Annotated in this window: 11 protein-coding genes; 5 read left to right on the top strand and 6 right to left on the bottom strand. The window is 46.7% G+C overall.

What is annotated here, in order from left to right:
- Positions 1-52: 52 nt before the first annotated feature.
- Positions 53-2,875 carry a TonB-dependent receptor gene (locus L5M17_RS05395; RefSeq protein WP_028760039.1) on the bottom strand — a complete coding sequence of 941 codons (2,823 nt, stop codon included), beginning with the start codon at positions 2,873-2,875 and terminating at the stop codon, positions 53-55.
- A gap of 494 nt (positions 2,876-3,369) precedes the next feature.
- Here L5M17_RS05395 and L5M17_RS05390 point away from each other — a divergent pair, with 494 nt between their 5' ends.
- From L5M17_RS05390 to L5M17_RS05375, 4 genes are all read left to right on the top strand, one after another.
- Entirely contained in the window at positions 3,370-4,992 is a 1,623-nt protein-coding gene (locus tag L5M17_RS05390) for an alpha-glucosidase (protein ID WP_263145779.1), read from the top strand.
- A gap of 141 nt (positions 4,993-5,133) precedes the next feature.
- Positions 5,134-6,405: a sugar MFS transporter gene (locus L5M17_RS05385; RefSeq protein WP_263145777.1), complete on the top strand. Its 1,272-nt coding sequence runs from the start codon at positions 5,134-5,136 to the stop codon at positions 6,403-6,405.
- 143 nt (positions 6,406-6,548) lie between these two features.
- Positions 6,549-7,763 (top strand): RsmB/NOP family class I SAM-dependent RNA methyltransferase, encoded by a 1,215-nt coding sequence (locus tag L5M17_RS05380; RefSeq protein ID WP_168825119.1) that lies wholly within the window; start codon positions 6,549-6,551, stop codon positions 7,761-7,763.
- Positions 7,764-7,911: 148 nt separating this feature from the next.
- Positions 7,912-10,176, top strand: a complete 2,265-nt coding sequence (locus L5M17_RS05375) for an EAL domain-containing protein (protein ID WP_263145774.1) — start codon at positions 7,912-7,914, stop codon at positions 10,174-10,176.
- Between the two features lie 202 nt (positions 10,177-10,378).
- Here L5M17_RS05375 and L5M17_RS05370 read toward each other — a convergent pair whose 3' ends face one another.
- Positions 10,379-11,392 (bottom strand): D-alanine--D-alanine ligase, encoded by a 1,014-nt coding sequence (locus L5M17_RS05370; RefSeq protein WP_168825124.1) that lies wholly within the window; start codon positions 11,390-11,392, stop codon positions 10,379-10,381.
- A gap of 321 nt (positions 11,393-11,713) precedes the next feature.
- On the opposite strand from L5M17_RS05370, the gene L5M17_RS05365 reads away from it, so the two are divergent.
- Entirely contained in the window at positions 11,714-12,184 is a 471-nt protein-coding gene (locus L5M17_RS05365; RefSeq protein ID WP_263145773.1) for a GNAT family N-acetyltransferase, read from the top strand.
- Positions 12,185-12,348: 164 nt separating this feature from the next.
- Here the strand turns inward: L5M17_RS05365 and L5M17_RS05360 are convergent, their stop codons facing one another.
- From L5M17_RS05360 to recC, 4 genes are all read right to left on the bottom strand, one after another.
- Positions 12,349-12,744 (bottom strand): hypothetical protein, encoded by a 396-nt coding sequence (locus L5M17_RS05360; protein WP_263145770.1) that lies wholly within the window; start codon positions 12,742-12,744, stop codon positions 12,349-12,351.
- A gap of 95 nt (positions 12,745-12,839) precedes the next feature.
- A complete protein-coding gene (gene recD / locus L5M17_RS05355; RefSeq protein WP_263145768.1) occupies positions 12,840-15,038 on the bottom strand; it encodes an exodeoxyribonuclease V subunit alpha in 2,199 nt (732 codons plus the stop codon).
- Positions 15,035-18,832 (bottom strand): exodeoxyribonuclease V subunit beta, encoded by a 3,798-nt coding sequence (gene recB / locus L5M17_RS05350; protein WP_263145766.1) that lies wholly within the window; start codon positions 18,830-18,832, stop codon positions 15,035-15,037. The genes recD and recB overlap by 4 nt, the downstream gene beginning before the upstream one ends.
- Positions 18,829-22,587, bottom strand: coding sequence for an exodeoxyribonuclease V subunit gamma (gene recC, locus L5M17_RS05345; protein ID WP_263145765.1), 3,759 nt, complete (start codon positions 22,585-22,587; stop codon positions 18,829-18,831). The genes recB and recC overlap by 4 nt, the downstream gene beginning before the upstream one ends.
- Between the last annotated feature and the right edge of the window lie 113 nt (positions 22,588-22,700).

Below are 22,700 nucleotides of genomic sequence, written 5' to 3'. Positions count from 1 at the left end.
TACATAAGCAAAAGCCTGCTTCTTAATTGAAGCAGGCTTTATTTGGGGTAGTTTATAAAGAGTAACTTAACCCTAGGAAGTACTGTCTACCGAAGTATTGGATTGTTCCTGTCTGATGTTCTTCACCAAAATAGGTTTTGTTCGGTTCATCAGTTAAGTTATTAATTTGGAATAAGAACTTAAGTCCATTTTCCAGAGCGTATGAAGCTTGATAATCCACAATCGTTTCGGCATCGAAGAAAGCAAGTTGTGATTCAACTGCCACTTGTTCTGAAACATAGCTGCTACGATATCTCATGCTGACGCGAGTATCGAAACCGTCCAGAGTATAGAACAAGGTGGTGTTGAGTACGCTTTCTGATAAACCTGGTAATGGAATGGTTAAGTTTGAACCACTTAAATCTGTGGTAAATTCCACTTCACTGTCTGAATACGAGTAGCTGCCAGTGAAGCCAAGACCGCTGAGTGGCGATGGTAGGAAATCAAAGACTTGGGTATAACCTAACTCAACACCACGAATGTAGCCGCCATTGTCGTTGTTGATTGCAGTTTGATATTGACCTTCATCTTTTACTACTGGGAATTCAACACCATTATCGATAATAGTATCGGGGACGATAAATCCATTACCTTCAAAATCAAATGGTTGGATTGTAAAATTGTTGATAAAGGATTTAATATCTTTGTAGAACAAGGCTACGACAACCGCACCTTCAGAATCTTCAAAATAGTGCTCGTAAGATAAGTCGTATTGATCGGCATAGAACGGATCGAGTAGAGGACTGGTGTTACCCCAAGCATTGTACTTTTTGTATCCCGGAGTAGCAGAATCGTCATACCAAGATCCCATGCCTGACTTTAGCTTGTCGATTGGAGGACGTGACATCACAGAGGCTGCAGCAAAGCGCAGTTGATCATTTTCAGTGAGGTGGAAAGTTAAGTTGAGTGACGGTAAATAATCGGTATAGGTTTTACCTATCTCGTTACGGATATAATCGGTACTGATCACGCCAAGTTCATCAGTAATCGCTTCACCTAGACCATAGCCAACTTGTTGTAGACCTTTACTGCTTTGATCTGTTTGAACAACACGCACGCCCACGTTACCCGTGACTTTCATATCGCCTAAGTCAAACTCGAGATTACCTTGGACATAGCCAGCTAATACATCTTCATTGACCGAACCGCTTTGGATCATGGTCCAGTTATTAGACCAATTTGCTGTCGGGGTGAAAGGGGATTGTCCTGTTGCCGCTAACTGCGCGTTAACCAGCTCAATGGCTTTGTTGAAATCAACGGAAAGGAAGTTAGGGTAGCCTGATAATTCACCGCCAAAGTTGACGACATTTGTCATGTCAGTGTTCATTTGAAGCACCGGCTGGTTAGTTGGGTTTTTACCAAATTCAAAACCATAACCGGCTTGTGAACGTTGCGCATTAAACTCACGTTCTGAGTAGCGCAGACCAAAATCAACTGAAGTTAAGAAACCAGAATCTAATGCATAGTTAAAGTCTAACTTGTAGGCGACAAGATCATTTTGTTGATCGTATGGCCACATACCCACTTCTTTTAAACCCAAGGTCGCGGTATTGGTATAGTCGTTTGAAAAACTGACATCGGCGGGGCTTAAACCATGTAGTTGATAATTAATTGATTCGGCTGAGCGTACTTCATTACCTATATCATCATATAAAACGGCACGCGTGCCGCCGTTGACGAACTCACCATCGGCTTTTGAATAGCTCACATCACCTGCGACAGTTAATGCGCCGCCATTGTTCCACTCAATATTGACTGAGCCTGATGTCAGTTCTGAATATTTTGAGTCGTTATCATTGATAACAAAAACGGCAAAGTTATCAGTACCATCAGTTGATACCGTTCCGCCTGTCATAGAACCATTTTCGACAACCGCATCACTAATAGTACCGTTTTTTAATGACTTAACGCGAAAGCCTCGGGCAAAGTTTTCGGAAGTGAATTTTGAATGGAATAAATCACTTTTTACACTGAGATTGTCTGTTGGTTGCCAATGGATAGCCGCCATATAACCATCACGTGTATCATCACCGCCTTTTTGCTGTAACTCAAAACCTTCACTGATTGATTCGGCAGCACCGTCGCCATTGACATCTTTTTTATCGTCGTTGAAACGTAAACCAATGAATTGACTGGCAACATAAGGTTGGTACAAATGGGCATAGCCTAGCGCCACACCGAGTGTATCTTCAAGGAATTTGCCTTGATAGGCAAAGCTAAGACGGTTGCCATATTGATCGGCATCGGAAATCTCATCCGCTCTGTCATTAAAACTGCCGCGAGCATTGATATTAAATGATTGGTCTTTGTCGCTTTTTAAGGGATCTGCGGTTTTTAATTCTACCGTACCGGCGACGCCTCCTTCAATCAGCGAGGCTTTTGGTGTTTTATAGACGGCGGCTTGACTAATTAATTCGGATGGATATTGGTCAAACTCAATCGCGCGTTTACCGCCCGTTGTCACTTGTTCGTGTCCATTAAGCGTTGCAAAGACGAAATCACCATCAAGACCTCGAATATTGAGGCCGCTTGCTTGTCCACCAGTGCGCACAGCGGTCACGCCTGGTAAGCGAGTCAGTGCATCAGCGATTGACTGATCGGGAAGGGCGCCAAGATCATCTGCTGAAATCGATTCAGAGACGGTATCTCCAAAGCGTTTATCATTTAGTGATTTGATGACACTGGTTCTAAAGCCTTTAACTTCAATAACCTCAATCGCAGCTTCTTTTGCTTTTGCTTCCTTATCTGTGGTCACTTCATCTGCCGCATAGGAGTGCATACTGGCACCTGCGGCGATGAGCGCTAAGGTTAGCAAACTGGGTTTAAATCGCATCATATCTCTCTTCCCCTTGGAGTCGCTTTATCGCTTTGTAGAGCGTTTATCGTTATCACCGCGTTATTTTTGCGGCCTTTTTTTGGTATATGGGCGCTTAATTGACTGCATAAGTGCTGCGTTTATGACCAAATTGTTATGCAACGGTGAAGATACTACTCCCGAGTTTCTTAGCTGAACAACAGAGTGCATACGTATTCAATACCTAGCAGAGTTAAGAATAGACTGTGATAGAGGGTGAACTCAGGGAATAAAATGATTTTATTTTGTAATCAAGTGACTGTTAATAAAAAGTAAATTTCATTGTGATGCCATGTGACTATTGGCAGCATCTTCTGCATACGTATGCAGGTGTATTGAACCTTATTTCCCTCTTCACGTATGCTCGGTAACACAAAAGAAGCCGCGATGACTTTACTCTGCAGTAACAAAACGATAACTGTTTGCTTGAGTGTGTTAGGGAAAGTTCGCTGTAGAATAATGATAAAGGGGCAACAATGAGTGAGTTAACGTGGTGGCGTGGTGCAGTGATTTACCAAATTTATCCGCGTAGCCTTTTAGATACTAATGGTGACGGCGTCGGGGATTTACGCGGCATTATCATAAAGCTGGATTACATTGCGAGTCTTAATGTCGATGCCATCTGGATTTCACCTTTCTTTAAATCTCCTATGGCAGATTTTGGCTACGACATCAGTGATTACCGCGAAGTTGACCCTCTTTTTGGCACTATGCATGATTTCGATGAATTGATTGAAAAAGCCCACGGTTTAGGTATTAAGGTCATTATTGATCAAGTATTAAGTCATACCTCGGACCAACATGCGTGGTTTATCGAGAGCCGTGAAAACCGTACGAATCCCAAGGCGGATTGGTATGTGTGGGCCGATCCTAAGGAAGACGGTACAGCGCCTAACAACTGGCTCGCGATTTTTGGCGGTTGTGCTTGGGAGTGGGAACCGCGCAGACAGCAATACTATTTACATAACTTCCTGCGTAGTCAGCCCGATATTAATTTCCATCATCCCAAAGTGCGCCAAGCTGTGCTGGATAACGTTGAATTTTGGCTTAAAAAGGGGGTAGATGGCTTCCGCTTAGATGCCATTACCTTCTGTTATCACGATGAACTGCTCAGGGATAATCCGGCAAAGCCTAAGGATAAACGTCAGGGCCGTGGTTTCAGTGAAGATAACCCTTACGCATATCAATACCATTACTACAATAATGACCGTCCGCAAACCATCGCTTTTATTGAAGATTTACGAAAGCTCATCAATCGCTATCCAGGAGCGGTTACCTTAGGCGAAGTCTCGGCCGAAGACTCCTTGGCTGTAATGGCTGCCTACACTAAGGGCGAAGATCGCCTGCATATGGCCTACAGTTTTGAGCTGCTGACTGATGATTACAGCGCAAGTTATATTCGCCAAACCGTAGAGGCTTTGGAAGCGAGCATAGGTGATGGCTGGCCATGTTGGGCTATCGGCAATCATGATGTGCAGCGCGTAGCGAGTCGTTGGGGGCAAGGTAAGCAGAATTCAGACATGGTCAAAATGCTCAATGCCATGCTAAGTTCGCTGCGCGGCAGTATATGTAGTTATCAAGGTGAAGAACTCGGTCTAACCGAGGCGCCAATTGAATACCATGAGCTGCAAGATCCCTTTGGCAAAACATTTTGGCCTATGTTTAAGGGGCGTGATGGTTGCCGTACGCCAATGCCGTGGCAGCAAGGCGCTGACTTTAGTGGTTTTAGTGATGTTTCTCCTTGGCTGCCAATTGCACCTGCGCACCAAGCGTTAGCTGTGGATGTACAAGAATCTGATGCTGATTCCATGCTCAACGGTTATCGACGTTTTCTGGCTTGGCGTAAGTTACACCCAGTGTTAGTTGAAGGTGATATTAAATTTGTTGATACAAAGGAGCCCATTTTGGCCTTTGTTCGCACCTTAGGCGATATAAAAGTGTTCGTGGGATTCAATTTAGGTGATACCGAGGTCGAGTTTGATTTCTCTGCATTTGAAATCAGTGAGTCGCTGACGGGACATGGCCTTAAAACCGCACAAATAGAACACAATCAGCTGAAGTTTTCGGCATTTACCAGCTTTTATGCAATGTTAAAGTGAAAATGATTCATTTTTATTCGGTTGAAGTGTTATAGATACGGGATCCCAAGCCCACAGTTCGATATAAACCCGCCCACGGGCACCATGGGGAATGTAACCTTAATTAGTTCCTGATAATAAAAACATACAGAGAGAATAACTATGGCGTCATCAATTAATACCGGTAGCTACACGAGCAGCACTGGCGAAAATGGGTCGGGCAGTTATCGTTTTGCCTTGATCTCATTGACTTCACTGTTTTTTATGTGGGGTTTTATCACCTGCTTGAACGATATTCTGATCCCGCATCTTAAAGCGGTGTTTTCACTGAATTATACTCAAGCCATGTTGATCCAGTTTTGTTTCTTCGGTGCTTATTTTCTAGTCTCAATCCCTGCGGGTAACTTAGTGAAAAAGCTGGGTTATCAAAAGGGAATTGTTACTGGTCTCGTGATTGCAAGTATTGGTTGTGCGCTGTTTTATCCCGCGGCGGCCCTCGCTACTTACAACTTGTTCCTCGGTGCATTATTTGTTTTGGCATCAGGCATCACAATCCTGCAAGTGGCAGCCAATCCTTATGTCAATGCCTTAGGCAGTAGCGAAACTGCGTCGAGTCGTTTGAACTTAACGCAAGCGTTCAACGCCTTAGGCACAACGGTTGCGCCGTTTTTTGGTGCTATGTTAATTCTTTCTGTTGCCAGTTCAGTATCAGGCGATTTAGCCCAAGCGAGCGCTGAAGCGGAAGTGGTTAAACTGCCATACCTGTTACTTTCTGGCGCCTTGGCTATTCTAGCGCTGATTTTTGCGAAGTTAGATTTACCTGTGATCCGTGAGCATGATGAAAGTGTTCAAGGTGAAGTTCAAACCCATCTTGGTAAAACCAGTGCCTTGCAAAGCAAGCACTTAGTGCTCGGTGCTGTGGGTATTTTCGTGTATGTAGGCGCAGAAGTGTCTATCGGTAGCTTTTTAGTTAGCTTCTTAGGTGAAAGCCATATAGCGGGTATGCCAGAAGCCGAAGCCGCCCATTACATCGCCTATTATTGGGGCGGCGCTATGGTGGGACGTTTCATTGGCTCTGTGGTGATGCAAAAAGTACCAGCAGGCTCAGTGCTTGCATTTAATGCTTTTATGGCGGCGCTACTTGTGGTTGCAGCGATGACAACCAGTGGCAGTATTGCCATGTGGGCAATCCTTGGGGTGGGGTTATTTAACTCGATTATGTTCCCAACGATCTTCAGCTTAGCGCTTCGTGATTTAGGTCCACACACTTCACAGGGCAGTGGCATTCTGTGTTTGGCGATTGTGGGCGGCGCGATTTTGCCCTTATTCCAAGGTATGTTAGCGGATAATCTTGGCGTTCAGATCGCCTTTATTCTGCCCGTGATTTGTTATGGTTTTATCCTGTTCTACGGGGCTAAAGGCTCAAAAATGTAATGGGTTAAACTGACTGTGGCAAAAAAGCGATCTTAGGATCGCTTTTTTTATGGCTTTAACCTTAACTCGGCGCCAGCACGCTTGCGTATTAGGGCCTGACCTCCTATGATCCTCCGGTTTTATCATTCATGGTGACCTTTTAAATGTTGAATTCTCCGCTTTCTGCCAGCTCGAACGAATTAGTGATCAGTATCTTAACTATGGTGCTGAGCCAAGGAAAACCCTTAGATCGGGCCTATTCTCAGCATTTTTCTGGGTTGCAATTAGTACCCGCCGAGCAGGCGCGTATCGCATTAACGACGGGTGATATCCTACGTCGTTTAAATCTATATTGTTATCTGGCGGAAATCAGCCCAGATGAGATGGAGCGTTTTGGCTCTAAATTGCTTAATGCCTGGCATTTATTCCATGGGCTTGAATTGCCTAAAATGCAATATTCGTTGCAAGTTGATGAGGCGCGTTTAGCTGAGCGTATAGAGCAAGCGAAAACTAAGCCTGTGTTGTGGGACGGTTGCCCTGAGTGGCTCGATGTTATGGGCCGTGAGCAACTAGGTGAGTCTTGGGAAAAAGAGCGCGCCGCGTTAAGTACTGCGCCGAAACGTTTTTTACGCGCTAACGGCCTTAAGGTGACTCGTGATGAACTGGCCGCTAAGCTTGCTGCCGAGTTTGTGAGCACGCTCTGTGTTGATGGGGTCGATTCCGCCCTTGAAGTGACCTCCGATTCAGCCTTGTTCCGTACACAAAGCTTTAAAGATGGCTTATTCGAGCAGCAGGATGCGGGCTCTCAGCGCGTAGCTGCGGCGCTTGATGCCAAGCCAGGCATGAAAGTGATTGATGCTTGCGCGGGTGCGGGCGGTAAAACCTTACACATAGCTGCGCAAATGCAGGGTAAAGGACGCTTGTTGGCCATGGATGTGGAGCAATGGAAACTCGACAAACTCAAAGAGCGTGCCCGTCGTAATGGGGCACACAATGTCGAAACCCGTGTTATCGCCAGCAGTAAAACCATTAAACGCTTAAAGCTCAGTGCCGATAGGGTATTGCTTGATGTGCCTTGCTCTGGTTTGGGTGTATTAAAGCGTAATCCCGATGCAAAATGGCGTGATACTGTAGAGCGTTTACCCGTGTTAATGGAACTGCAAAAACACATTTTGAGCAGTTATAGCCGCATGGTCAAAGTCGGTGGCATAGTTGTCTATGCGACTTGTTCTATCTTCCCTTGCGAGAACCGCGGTCAAGTGGATGCGTTTTTAGCCGAGAACCCCAACTTTCGCCTGATTGAGGATGAAAGTATCAGCCCAGCCGATAGCGGCTTTGATGGCTTTTACCTTGCCAAACTTGAACGTATTCAAGAATAAAGCATTGCTTTTTAGACTAAAGTAAACCTTTTACCGCGTAGGTAAAGGGTTTACTTAATTAACATTAGTGCCTAGAATTTCTTATAAGTTATAAATATTTAACATTGTTAATCAGTATTTATATTGCAACTTTGCTCTTAAGGAAATTATGGCGTACGGCGTTAACCTTCCAGATCTGCTCGATCATGCAGACGTTAAACTCGCCCACAATGTCAGCATAGCTTGTTATAGCAGTATTCTTTCTATGCTGCTCAATGGCGCACCGCTACATGAAATCTTGCACGCCTTAGTCTTAAAAATCGAAGCTCAAAAAGTAGGAACCAGAGGGTCTGTGTTACTGCTCAGTGCTGACGGTAAACGTCTGTTATTAGGTGCCGCCCCCAATTTACCCGACAGTTACAATCGAGCCATTAATGGTGTTGAAATTGGCCCCAATGTGGGTTCTTGTGGCACGGCTGCCTATTATGCGCAGCGTGTTATCGTTGAAGATATCGCTCAACATCCTTACTGGGTTAATTATAAAGAACTACCATTACGTGCAGGTCTTAAATCTTGCTGGTCAGAACCTATCAAAGATACTCATGGTAAAGTGCTAGGCACATTTGCCATGTATTATGATACGATAAAGTCCCCAACAGAGCAGGATTTAGAACTCATTTCAGAGGCGGCAAGACTGGCGAGTTTAGCCATTGAACGCAGTCGTGCAATGGAATTTCAGTATTTAGCTGTGAAAATTTTTGACCGGTTACCTCTTGCTCTGGTTATTTCCAATTCTGACGATGCAGTTCTCTATGCTAATCCCGCTTTCAGACATATAGTTATTCCTCAAGATACTGATATAGCTAACTTTCATCCTAAGATTTTTTTAGCATTATCCCAATCTAATGACTTAGTGGGGTTATTTGAGCATTTAGCTCAGGACAGAATGTGGCAGGGTGAGTTGGTGGGTCTTAGGGGAAATGGCGAGGAGTTTTATCTTGACCTTATCGTCACGACCTTCCGAGAGTCCAATGGTCAGCAACCCTGTTTTGCATGGCTATTTTCAGACATTAGTGAACGTAAAAAAGCGGCGCAGCTGATTAAGTATCAGGCCAATAATGACTCTCTTACCGGACTTGCTAACCGCAATGCGTTATTCAAGCAGATCCAAGCGTTAATTACCTCCGACAGTTTGACACCCGGCTTTAGTTTTATGTTGATGGATTTAGATAACTTTAAGCAAGTCAACGACACCCATGGCCATGACAAAGGTGATGCACTGTTAGTGCAAGTGGTTAAACAGATCAGCGAGTGTGTCGATGACACTATGGTGTTTGCACGCTTAGGAGGGGATGAGTTTGCCTTGCTATTACCTGGGGTTGTTAACCAGAAAGAATTGGCACAAATTGCAGATACAATTAACAAAAATGTGGCAAAACATTATGTGCTAGCCGATGGAAAAGGCGTTTATAGCTCGGTCAGTATAGGGATTGCACGTTTTCCTGAAGATGCCCTCGATCTTGAACAGTTGTTAAATTGTGCCGATCAGGCCATGTATATTTCTAAGGCAAATGGTCGCAATCGATATCATTTTTTTACTGAACAAATGCAGCTAAATGCCGAGCGTGTTGCTAGCCTTCATAATCAGCTTAAGCAGGCATTAGATCAGCATACCTTCGAGCTTTATTACCAACCCATAGTCAATGCGACCACAGGCTTGATTGTTCGTGCTGAAGTGCTGTTGCGCTGGCAGCATGAGGGAATGTTTATTCCACCCGATGAATTTATTCCCATCGCTGAGAACAGTGGTTTAATCGTTGATATTGGGCGAGATGTTCGCCTTGGTGCTATGCAGACTATTTTAGAGATGCATGAGCGAAATTGGCCCATTAATTTATCGGTGAATGTCTCGACCTTTGAGTTTTGGTCCCATGAACTACAAGATGCCTTTGTGGAGTCCTTTGCTGCGATTACCGAGCAACTTGAGGTGACAGATTTCCCCTATGACAGATTAACCCTTGAGATCACTGAATCTTTGCTGATGAAGCAGCATACGTATCTTATTGATGTACTTAATGGTTTGCGAGTTAAAGGGATTAAAATTTCCTTGGATGACTTTGGGACGGGTTACTCATCTCTATCTTATTTAGCTAATTTCCCTATCGATCAAATTAAAATTGATAAGAGCTTTATCGACAGATTAGATGAAGGCAAACGTCACGAAGCGTTGGTGGAGGCCATAGTGCGTTTAAGCCATGCGTTAGATTTAACTGTGACGGCAGAAGGGGTAGAAACTGAGTCCCAGCTAAAATTTGTAATGGCAAATCATATTCAAGAAATTCAAGGCTATTTATTTTATAAGCCTATGCCCAAAGCTGCATTCTTTGCCCTGTTGGCAAAGCAAGCTGAGCTACATAAGGGTTTTGACGTTTAACCTTGATGTTTGACCTAGATGTGAGGGCGGCTTAATCAGTGACAGTCTGATTTTAATATTGGGTTTAGATGTAAGGTAAGAATTCAAGTTTTAGATATAATGCATTGAAATGTAATAAAAAGAGCGCCGAGGCGCTCTTTTTATTACTGGAAACAGGTGCTGTACTGAGTCTCTGCGTTCACATTGAGTCAGGTGGCGAGCGCTAAGATTTAGCGGTTATCTGGCTGTTAATCACTAGACTCAAGTATTCAGTAAAGTCATGACCGTGATTCTGCAGCATTTTGGGGAACATAGAAATCGGCGTGGAACCTGGGAAGGTATTGATTTCATTTAGTAAAATTTCATTGTCCGCGGTTAAGAAAAAGTCGATGCGCGACAGGTGACGCAATTTCATACCTTTAAAAGCCTTGATTGCATAGGCGCGGATTTGTTCACTGATCTCAGCTGACACATGCTGTGCCACCACATCGGTGCGTGCTTTACTGTTTTTGGCGTATTTCTCATCGAAGGTGTAGAAGGTGTTGGTATCACAGATGATTTCACCTGGTACTGTCGCCACCACTTCACCGTTGTACTCGTATACTGCGACTTCTAACTCACGGGCTTTAATGGTTTTTTCAACGATAACATAGGGCGCATAGCCGAAAGCATCTTTAAGCACGCCAGCGACTTTATCGCTGTCATCGACTTTATAACAACCAACAGAGGAACCCTGTGAGGCCGCTTTGACGAAGATGGATCCCCATAGTGCTAATGCGGCTTGGGTTTGCTCTATTGCTGCATCATCGAATTGGTTTAGAAAAATATACGGAGTATTCGGAATACCTAAGGCCGAGAACCACATTTTAGCGGTGATCTTATTAAAGCAGTTACTGCTAGCCTCGGACTCACAGCCAAAATAGGGCAGTTGGATTAGGTTAAAATAGGATTGAATGTCACCTGTTTCGCCGGGATAGCCATGAATGCAGGGAATGACGTAATCGACCGGCCATGGGGCTTTGCTCTCATCGCGGAAGCGAATTTCGCGGCTATTGGTCAGTTCACAATCATCACCCGCAGCGGTGCGGTATTGACCAAATTTATCCAGTTCGACACGCAATACACAAAACTGCTCGGATTTTGCCAGTGAGGTTTCAAAATAATTGGCCGACATGAGTGAAATATCGTGTTCGGCACTTCCGCCGCCGCACAGCAAAAGCAGGTTGATCTTAGACATTGTGAGTGATTCCTCAAAGTGAGCAAAATCGGATGACATCGGCCTGTGGCAATACGAATATCATCCTATAGTACAGCCGCTGTCATCTTAGTTTTCTTGCCCCTATGAGTGCAAGGTTTTGCTGACTGATGGCTATTAAGTGGTGAATTTTAACGCATTACATCGCATTGCAAATATGGGGTAGTGCCTTTGTCGGGTTTATTTTGATTTTTGTGGCGTGAGATGGCAATGTCGTTGGACTATTGCTTCGTCACCGTCATCTAAACTGTGCAACCCAGTACGAGTGACATTGACTTTAGGCAGATTACAGCATGGTATCTCATGGTGAATAAAAACATTCGGTTAGCCCGCTTACAGGATACAGATAGTGTGCAGGTATTACTTGAGCAACTCGGTTATTCTTTGCCCCATGCTGCTTTAGCCCAGACGTTAAGCCAATATCAGCATGATTCTTTGTGCCGCAGTGATGAATTACTGGTGTATGAGCAACATAATGCGCAGGGTGACATGCAAGTTGTCGCTGTGATGGCCTTGATGTTCTTTGATTATTTCCCCGCCTTGAGTCGTATCTGTCGTATAACCGCAATTGTGGTGGATGCCGACATGCGGGGTCAGGGCGTTGGCTCTCAGTTGATTGCCTTTGCGAAAGAAAGGGGAAAGCAAGAGAATTGCCAGTTACTCGAACTCACTACATCGATGCAGCGCATTGCCACACAGCAATACTATGAAAGTATAGGGTTTACCAAAACGTCCTTTCGCTACAGCTTAGTTTTGAGCGAACAAAACGGCTAATTCTTGGCTCGAGCGAGCATAAACAGATCCGTTGTCCTTGTGCCTTCGGGTACCGGAAAAACGTTGCGGGTGACATTGATAATTTCAAATTGATTTTAGCAACTGATATTGCCTGGCCCACAGCCGATATTTAGTCATCCGAATTTGTACATTAATACCAAAGCTCAGAGTAAATAGTTCAGATCAAAACAGATGTTTAGCCCTAAGTTATAGGCATGATTTTTATGTAAATTCACCATTAACTCTACATCCATCAGTTGTGCTAAGGCCACTGGTCTCGCTTCCCAGCGCGGTGCGTGGCCAGCATCATTACAGTGTGCTAGGTATAAACGTCGCGTACTTTGATGTATGCCAAAATACGTCATATTACAACGCTGGCTAATCGTTAAATAGGGCTCAAAGTCGAGTGCGTATATCTGCATGTCTTTAAATTCTGACCACTTGATATAGCGGGTTTTTTCATAATAACGCTTAGGTAAAGCGGCATCTGGTGCTATGGCGTCAAACAAGGCAATAACGGCTTGTAGATCCTTAAGTGTAATAATGTCCTTTTTAATCAATGTTTAAATCCTTAGTTTCATGGTTAGAGTAAATCTAAAAATCATATCTTAAAATGTAGTTCCTAAAGTGTTCCCCATTGACCACAAAGCTTCATTCACCCCCAAAGGCGGTCGGCAAGACCCGATGCGCGTTGGGTTGCTTGGCTACTGGCCCGCTCGAATACGTGCTGGGTGCCTAAGCAGGTAAAGTGGACTTTAGCGCGGGTGATGGCGGTGTAGACCAATTCTTTGGTCAGCAGTTGCCATTGGGCTAGGCTGGGGCTCGGCGGCAATACTAAGGCCACACGGCTAAATTCGCTGCCTTGGCTTTTGTGTACTGTCATGGCATAACAGGTTTCATGGCTGGGCAAACGGGCTGGCAAGACTTTTAACAGGCTGCCATCGGCCTTGATAAAGTGCGCCATTAAACGTTCGGGTTTATCTTCATCCTGCAAAATCAATCCGATATCACCGTTAAACAGGCCTAAGTTATAGTCATTGCTTTGGATGATAATGGGCCGACCCAGATAAAACTCCTGTAGCGGTTTAATCAGCTTGGCATTGGTCAGTGCTTGAGTCACATACTGATTAATGCCTTCAACCCCATAATCGCCCGAGCGCATAGCACATAGAATACGGTACTGGTTAAAGCGTTCAATGATGTCAGCTGTGCTTGGACGCTTGCTTAAATCACTATTACTCGTATCGCTATTCAAGGCACTGAGATAAGTGCCATATTGCTGGCAGGCTTGCTCCAGCAGTAAATTGAGTCCCACATTATTAGCAGGCTCGCTTACTTTGGCTTGGGTTTGGCTTACGATCATACTGTGTTCTAACCAGCTCAATTCTGCAGGTCCCTGTTGCCATACCTGCAAAATACCTTGAAGATCAGCACGATTGACGGCACTGGCGAGCAGTCCAATCCCTGCATCGCCTTTAAATCTGTGGCTGTGCATTAGCATACATAAGCTATCGCCAAGTTTAGGGGCATTGCTGATATAGGGCGTTAACTCAAAACCCGTTAAAGCACTCAGACGCTCGGCTTGTTCCTTGGAATAGCGCATTTGCCACAGAGCAGGGCTGTTTGACGCTATGTTGTTCTGAGCAAGGTTATTGGGATCTACTGGTATTTTAAGGCCCGCACAAATATCGGCGAGCACAGCGCCAGCCTCAACCGAAGCGAGTTGGTCTTGATCGCCGAGTAAAATCAAACTGGCGTGCTCAGGCAATGCGCTCAGCAATTTATACATCATGGGCAAATCGACCATAGAGGCTTCGTCGACAATCAATAAGTCGAGCCTAAGCGGATTACCTTGATGGTGGCGAAAGTGCGGCGAATTGGGGATCACCCCAAGCAGTCTGTGTAAGGTTGAAGCTTCCTCTGGAATACGTCTCAGAGCCGTTAAAAAGTCTTGGCTATGTCTATTGCGAGCTTCATCAATAACATTAGCATGGGCGCTGAGTTCCTTCGCCAGACGCGCTTTTGAGGCTTTGATTGATTCGCTTAAGCGAGCCGCAGCTTTTCCCGTTGGCGCGACTAAACGGATTTCCTGCTGTGATTCCATTTGTAGCAATAACAAAAGTTTAGTTACAGTGGTGGTTTTACCCGTACCTGGGCCGCCAGTGATCACTGACAGTTTTTTACCCAGCGCTGTGGCCGTTGCGACCTTTTGCCAATCAATGGGTGCTGTGTCTTCACTGTTAGTGAGTACATTGGTAGTGAGTGCATGGGTCGCGCTCACATTGGCAGGGAACAGTTGATCTAACAGTGACCTCAACTTAGCGATTTGCGGTTGCTTTTGGTGGCTTGCTTCTTCAGATAAGTGCTTAGATACGCTTCCGGACAAGCGAATTAAAGCAGCGGCCACTGAGGTTTCAAATTGATGATAACGTTGTAAATAGAGTCTGCCATTATCAAAAATAAGCGGTTTGTTACTGCCCGCTTGGCCGACGGCATCAAAGCTTTGCAAAGTCTCTGTGAGCGCTTCTAGGCTTAAGGTGATTTTACAATGGCTATTTTGCTCGGCCATGGGATTGAGTGGCACGATATGGGCGAGCACTAGACAACTGTGCTGTGAAGATAATTGCTGGCTTAATAGCGCACACAGCAAAATAAACAAGGGCTGTTGGCTGTCGCTTGGATGCAAGTGACTCATTTCGAGTGCGAAATGCCGATCGAGCGGTGTGAGCAGTCGTTCTTGCTCCCACTGTTTTAACAGCTCTGGCAGCGGCGCTGTAAGCTGAATTGCGCCATGGTCTATCCATTTCGCTGCTGTGAGTGAATGTGCATTTAGCCCTTGGGTTGAGCGCATCATGCCGTGACTCCTATATCGATTGCACCAGCCAATCTGCTGTGAAATAAATTGTCATTAAAAAGTGAATCTAGCGCGAGAATAAGTGCCTTCGGCGGCTTGTCGTAGTAAATACCATAGCCGGGATATTGAGCCGACATTCCCCGTAAGAACAAGTAATAACAACCGCCTATGTGGCTGTCGTAGTCATAACTTGGCAGGCGTAAACTCAAATACCTGTGTAGCGCCAATGAGTAGAGGATGTACTGCAAATCGTACCTATGATCGGTTATTGCGCTTTGCAGCGCGCTCTGATGATAGGCATTGATGTTGTCGCCTAAATGGTTCGACTTATAGTCGGCGATATAATATTGACCTTGGTATTCAAAGGTTAAATCGATAAAGCCTTTGAGCATGCCCTTGAGATCATCAAACTTAAGTGTCGACTCATAGCCAAATTGCTGCAGTAGCGCATTGAGCTCAGTATCTTTAAGTTCGCTTAAGGGTAAATAAAACTCCATTTCGACTAAGGTATTCTGCGGCGATAACTTGGCTAAGCACAGATCTGGATGAGCAGGTTTGACGGCGCTTACGGCTCTTACATGGCTAGTGACCTGCGACTCTAAGGCATGCGGCATCGCGCAGAGCGGTGCATGCAGCACATCCAAATACCAAGTGTGTAATACTGTTTGCCATTCGGGCGCGATACCGTATTGCAACATGGCTTTAGGCAATTGCAGCGGTAAGTCGATTTCTGCCTGTGTAAAATCAATCTCTTCTAACACTAAATGCATAAAGCTACCGGCATTGGCGCCGCGCTCAAAGTTAAAGCGATTGAGCATGCCATCCTGCAAATCATGACTTGCCTCATCAGGAATTGAGAGTGTTTGCGCAGCCGTATATTCAAGCGTACCTAATATTTCATCGTCGGCACCCGGCGCGGCTTTACCATGGCTGGTATTTTTAACGAGACCTGAATAACTGCCGACTCGCCACGGCGTGCTGTATTGACGGGTTAAGGTTTTCGCGCTCAGTATTTGCGCTATGTCTTGGCTTGAGGGCAATGGCCGCTCGTCTATGTCATCGGGCACCTTATCAAGACTTATGGCTTCCACATCTTGGGCGAGCTGCTGCGCAGCATTGCAGATACGGGCAAAGTCACATTCTGAGTCGCCTATGCCCAATAGATAGCCGATAGCGGTTTCATGCAGCTGACTCTTAAGACCATTTTTAAGCTGACGACTGTGGTTGGCTATATACAAGTAACACAAATACACAGGGCGAGTGAGCGCCACATACAAAAGGCGCAAGTCTTCGGCCAAGGTTTCTTGTTTTGCGCGCTCCCAACCCTCATCCGTGCCTTCGATATCCCATACTAGCTCTTGCTCACCTGCATCGTTGGTTCTGTGGTACAGCATAGGCGTTGGGCGGCGGCGATTGTCACGGGCTAGGCTGACAAAGGGCACAAAACACACGGGATACTCAAGGCCCTTACTCTTATGGATAGTCACAATTTGCACCAGATTCTGCTCGCTTTCAAGACGCAGCTGCTGTTCATCTGTGCCTGTGTTATCAATCAGTTGCTGTTCATACCAATTGAGCAGGGCGCTAATACCATCAAGTTCGGTGGCCTTTTGCTGTAATAGCTCGGCAAGGTGGCGAAAATCCGTCAGGCGGCGCTCACCGTTTGTGGCATCTTGCTCTTGAGCATCTACCTCAGCACTGGCGGTGTGCAGTAAACGGTCAATCAACTTAGTGCTATTGGCAAGGCTTAATAGCGCGGGCATGATGCCGCGTTTTTGCCACACTTGGTGTAAGTTAAAAAATTGCTCTAATAACAGCTGTCTGTGTTCTTCATCTTGGTTAAAGGCATGAATTTGCTCGGCGCTGTAGCCCAATAATGCCGTGGCTAGGGCGCTGCGCAGTGCCCGTTCATCTTTTGGGTTCGCTAGAGAGCGCAAAATTAACGCCATTTCCCGCGCTTCAAGGGTATCGAACACACTGTCGCGACTTAAAAATACTGCGCCTATGTGGCGTTTACTTAATGCGGTTTTCATCACTGCCGCTTCGTTGCGATCCCGCACTAGGATAGCGATGTCTTTGGCGATCAAAGGTCCGTTTGGGCTGTGGCATTCGCCATTGGCCGCATCTGTCAGTAAACGGGTAATTTGTGCCGCCGCGTCTTCGGCTAGCAAGTGTCTTGCCGTGGTTTTGTTGAGGCCGTTTTCTGCGCTTTCGCTTAAGAGTCTTAATCTTAAAGCGGCTGGATTGGCGGTTTTTTCAGTGAGGATTTTCCCTTTAGCACTGCTGGGCGTTTTCACGCTATCAAAGGGGATCGATTGACTGATAAACGGATCGTGATGCTGACTAAACAGATGGTTAACCCCAGCGACCATGTTTGCGCTTGAGCGGTAGTTGGTATCCAGATGATAGTGGGCCTGCGTATGATGACGGGCCTCAATATAGGTATGGATATCGGCGCCGCGAAAGGCATAAATGGCTTGCTTAGGATCGCCAATCATCAACAGGCTGAGCTTATTTTCTGTATCGTTTTTGCCTTGCTGCTCAAACGAGTAGCGGTCTTGGTAGATGCCAGAGAAGATCGCAAATTGCAGCGGATCGGTATCTTGGAATTCATCAATAAGCGCGACGGGAAAGCGTGTTGCCACGGCTTTGGGCAAGGTTTCATTATTGGCGTTTAACGCACTCGCTAATGTCGTGAGCAAATCATCTGGAGTCAGCACATTTTTTTGTTGTTTTTGCTGGGCAAATCGCTCGCTTATGCCGAGTTTCGCGCTATATAAAAATGCCGGTGTAATGGCGGCAATCAATGTGGCGAGTTGCTCCATATGATCCATCAGCGGCGCTTCGCTCACACTTGGGATCACGCCGCCCTTGTTGAGTTTTAACTCAGACAGCGATAAGGCTTCTAATTCTTTCAGTGGCGGCAACCCATGCCCGAAGGCGAGCCAGTTATCTAGTGCATCGAACATGGCGGCGAGCTTGGGGTACTTATCCGTTGCTTTGCCAAAGCGGGTACCATTCAGCGGCAAACTGTGTAGCAATGCCAATAAGCCATCGCGTCCCCTTGGCCAAGCTAATTTAAAGCGCTCTAAACTTTGGCGTAGTGACAGGGCTAAGGCATCAAACTTAAGCGCGGGTTTCAAAGGCTTTGCTTGACTGGCGCCAAGGAGCGGTCGCAACTGTTTGACTAAACCATCGGGCTCGCCAAATTCCTTGGCAATGATTTGCGCTAAGTAATCGGGCAGCGGATAACAGGCCTCACGCCAAAAATCCCGCACCGCATGGTGCAAAAATTCGCTGTCGTCCAAGGTAAAGTCCGATTCGAACAGCAAGGAAGACTCAAAGGCGAGATCCGATAAAATTCGCTGACAGAAACCGTGAATGGTAAAAATCGCCGCTTCGTCGAGGGATTTAAGGGCGAGATCGAATCGCCGCAGGGCAATGGCGCGATCACTCTCTGGGGTGTTGTCATACAACGCCTGCACAAAGGGGTCGGCAATCGTTAGCCCTAAGAAACACTTAAAGGCGACTTGAATACGCCGGCGAATACGATCCCTTAACTCTTCGGTGGCCGCATTGGTGAAGGTAACCACGAGAATTTGTTCGCAGGTGAGCGGCGCAGGAATGCCATCACCAAGCAATAAGCGTAAGTAAAGACCTGAAATCGTGTAGGTTTTACCTGTGCCAGCGCTGGCCTCAATAAGACGACTACCGCCAAAGGGCAGAGTGAGAGGATTAAGCGCTTGTGGTGCTGAATGTAAGGCTTGTGTGTTCAACGGCATCTGTTCACTCATGCTTGCTCTCCCTGTGCGCTATCGCGGTTCAAATGTGGTGCGAGAGCTTGTGTGTCAGTCGCGTGTTCATTAGCAGGGCCTTGGCTCATACCATCGTTGAGCGCAAATTCCTCAAGCTGAGCCAGCGTGTCTTTGAGATATAAACTCACCATAGGGCGATAGATACGCTCGGCTAATGCGCCAAAGCTATCCTCAGAGAACTCCTGCGGGAAACTGAATAATCGCTGGTAATGGGGTTCGTTCCCTTCGCCTAACTGACTCTGCTCATCCAGCCATTCAGGTAACGCTTGCTGCAAACGCTCATCGTGCTCACCCTCGCAGCTGACGTAGGCCAGTGAGGTGCGCGGCATAAAACACAGTGGGTATTGCTGACCTTGATAAAACAGCACCAGCAAATCGGCCAGTAACGCATGGGCGCGCTCAGCAGTGATTGGCGCTAAGGCGTGGAAATGCCCCATGTCGAGTAGATAGCTTGCATGTGTGTGGCCCATTGCCATTAAACACAGGTGGCGAAGGTACAACCTCAGCACATCGCGGCCGTGGGCGCTACCAGGGCGGTAATTGACTAATCCCTTAGGACTGATGTCATCAATACGGCCTTGCAGTAACACTTGCTGGGAGTTACCCGCCGTGATGGGCAAGTCAAACACGAGTTTAATATCCGCATGGCTGCTGGCTTGTTCTCCCTTGAGGAACAAAGTTCTGCCAATCAAAGGTTTAATATCATGCTGATATTGGCGCAATAGCAAATCATCGAAGGGCTGCATGGGCAAAGTGCCACTGGCTTTGAGGCGTTTAATCAGCTCGATATCAGGCTCAGTTAGGCCTTGGCCTATGGCATCGTCGAGTAACTTGGCCTGTAACATATAGCGCTCTAGGGCATTCAAGCTAAAGGGCTCGTCATTATCATCAGCCTGAATATTAAGGCTGAGATCGACTTTTAACGTACGGTTGAAGAAGTACTGCGCCGGATTTCGAAAGAAACGGATCAGGGCTGACACATCCACTTGCTTACTTTGCTGTTGTTCGTGCTCAGAATCTGGCACTGAGTCTTGTTCATCCGCGTCGAGCATAATGCGAGTTTGCGCGCCGATAAAGCAGCCCGCATGTGTGCCCGCAGCATCCGTATTGGGCGGACACCATTGCAGGCTGTAACTTTGGCCTATGCCTGAGTTATGTTGGCTTATGTTTGAGCCATCTTTGTCATCATTTTTTACTGTGGCTTGATACAACTTGGGATCAAAGGGTTGCAGCGGCTGGTGGCTGACAATTGCGTTATAGAGGGCTTTTTCGGCATCCTCTGGGTCTATGGGGCTTGAAGCGTTTTGCGATTGAGCAAATAGCGTTTCAGGTAGATAGCACAGCTGACAATATTCAATCAGTTCAGAGACGAGCATAGAGGCGATACGTTCAGAGTTATCCCGTTCGCTGCGGCCAATATAGCTGATATACAGTTGTTCCCGCGCCGACAATAAGGCTTCTAAAAACAAATATCTGTCATCGAGGCGGCGGGAGCGATCGCCTTTACGGGCACCGAAATGCGCCATTAAATCAAAGCCGACGGGATGTTGAACCCTAGGATAAACCCCATCGTTCATGCCGAGTAAACACACGACCTTAAAAGGAATCGAGCGCATCGGCATCAAGGTGCAAAAGTTCACGCTTCCCGCAAGATAACGCTGGCCGACCCGAGATTCGGTTAAGCGTTGATTAAACCACTGTTGCAGCACTTCAATACTGAGGCTAAGCCCGCTTATGCGCTCTTGGGTTAGCGCCTCTAGCGGATTTGTCTCTAACGTTTTTGTATCTAAGGGCCTGCCCGCCGATAGTAACTCTTGCTCTAGGGCGGCAATGGCATCGCGGATTTCCTGTAATTGTTCGTGTTCGTCTTCATCTGTGTCGTAGAAGGCATCTAGTAGCTCAGTTAATTCCGCTAAACGCAGGGCGCCCACTTGCGGCAGGGCGAGTATTTGCGCCGTTTCATCGAGTACTTCAATAAAATTGAGTAGCTTACCTAACGCCTGCGCCGATTGGCCTTCGATGCCAGTGACGACAAGATGGTCTTGGTAGAGCGGCGCATCGTCACTCAAGGCGTAACCTAAAATCAGCCTTTTAATACCAAAGGCCCACGAGTTTTGCTCAAACGCTGGCACACCTTGTTTAAGGCGGCTTTGTTCATCGCGGCCCCAGCGCACGCCCGCTTCATCTAACCAGCGGCGGATCAGTTGCAATTCATCGTCATCGAGCTGGAAACGGCGCAAAATGGCGGGCACTTCGAGTATGCTCAAAATGTCGGTCAGACCAAAACGACTTTGATTAATTCCAAGTAAATTTAAAAAGCTATTGATGAGCGGTGATTCCTGCGCTGCACCGCGGTCGGCAATGGCGTAGGGAATGTAATGCAGGCCTTGCTTCGCCGAGAAGACGGCATCGATATAGGGGGCGTAGGCGGCGACATCGGGCATCATCACCACTATGTCTTTAGGCGTCAGGTCGACATCATTGCTGAGTAACTCAAGCAAGTGATCGTGCAGGGTTTCGATTTCCCGCAGTGGGCTGTGACAACTCTTGACTCGAATGGATTCATCGTCGCGCTTAAGCAGGCGTCTGTTCTCGACATTTTGGTACAGCTCGGCATCAGGCCCTAGTACTCTGTCTAAGGTTTGCATCTCTAAAATATCGTATTGCACGCCGTGGAGCATGCTGGCATGACTGTGTGGCGAGTTGGGATCGTCACAGGGTTCACAATACACATCGTCGCCAAAGTCGCAGTGTTCGGCGGGGAGCTCAAGCAGCATATCGAGTAATTCACGGCCCATCTTGCCGTTATTGGCAAGCAGCGGGTTACCCACTTCGAGTTTATCTTCCCACAGTTCGGCTAATTGGCGTTTACCCGCATATTGCACCGCCATGCGGGCACGATTACGGGGATCAACAATGTCGCCCCAATAGTGCTGACACGGGCTTAAGCCTAGTACGATCACATCGATACGACTTGCTAGATGGTAAAGTACTTCAAGGGTTTGCGGCGCCATCGAGGAAATGCCAAACACAAATAGGCGTTGCGGTAATTTGGCGAGTGACGTGTCGGGATGATTCAGCGCGGCAATTAAGTCACTGTGCAGGTTGGCCCTGTGGTAATGGCTTTGATTAAGCTCATCACGGTTAAAGGCAATGAGCGCGCGCCATAAAATGGGTTGCCAGCGTTGGTCTTCATTCAGCGGCTTGGTGAGTGAGTCGGGCTGCTCGTTTTGCTCCCACGCTAAAATCCAATCGGGGCGATACACTAAGTATTGGTCGAAGATATCGGCAATGCGGCCACAGAGTTGGTATAGCTTAATATCGTCAGCCGTCATATCACGGGTGTTGTGCTGTTCACTCGCGTCGGCGGCGGATTGCTGATGACTTAGATAGTGTCTCAACGGCCCAAAGGCGTCATTTTGTAGCATGCGCGGTAAGAGTTGCATCAGCTTCCACGTCATTGCCGCCTTAGTGAAGGCGTTATCCTTAGGCACATTGGGCAATAAGTCATGGCACAACTGCCAGGTAAAGCTCGATGGCAGCGGGAATTCCAGTGCGGCGGCAATTCCATTTTGTTTGGCGATTTCGAGGCGTAGCCAAGTCGACATGCCGGGACTCTGTACCAGAATATGCTCGTTACTCAGTAGACGTGCAAAAGCAAGCGGTTGGGTCAGGTAAGCGGCTAAATGGGCGCAGAGCACTTCCATCTGATTGGACTGGATTAACTTTAGCATGTGCAACTCGGCATGGTGACAATAAAACAATTCTATGTGTTTGATTTATAAGATTCAACACTATTGCTGCTTCTGTGGAATTAACCCGCAATTTTAGGTGTTTATTGCTGCTT

It is taken from the genome of Shewanella sp. SW24 (assembly GCF_025653395.1).
In the GTDB taxonomy this organism is placed as follows: domain Bacteria; phylum Pseudomonadota; class Gammaproteobacteria; order Enterobacterales; family Shewanellaceae; genus Shewanella; species Shewanella oncorhynchi.
Note: the sequence above shows the minus strand (reverse complement) of the source record. Positions and strands in the feature narration are given on the sequence as shown.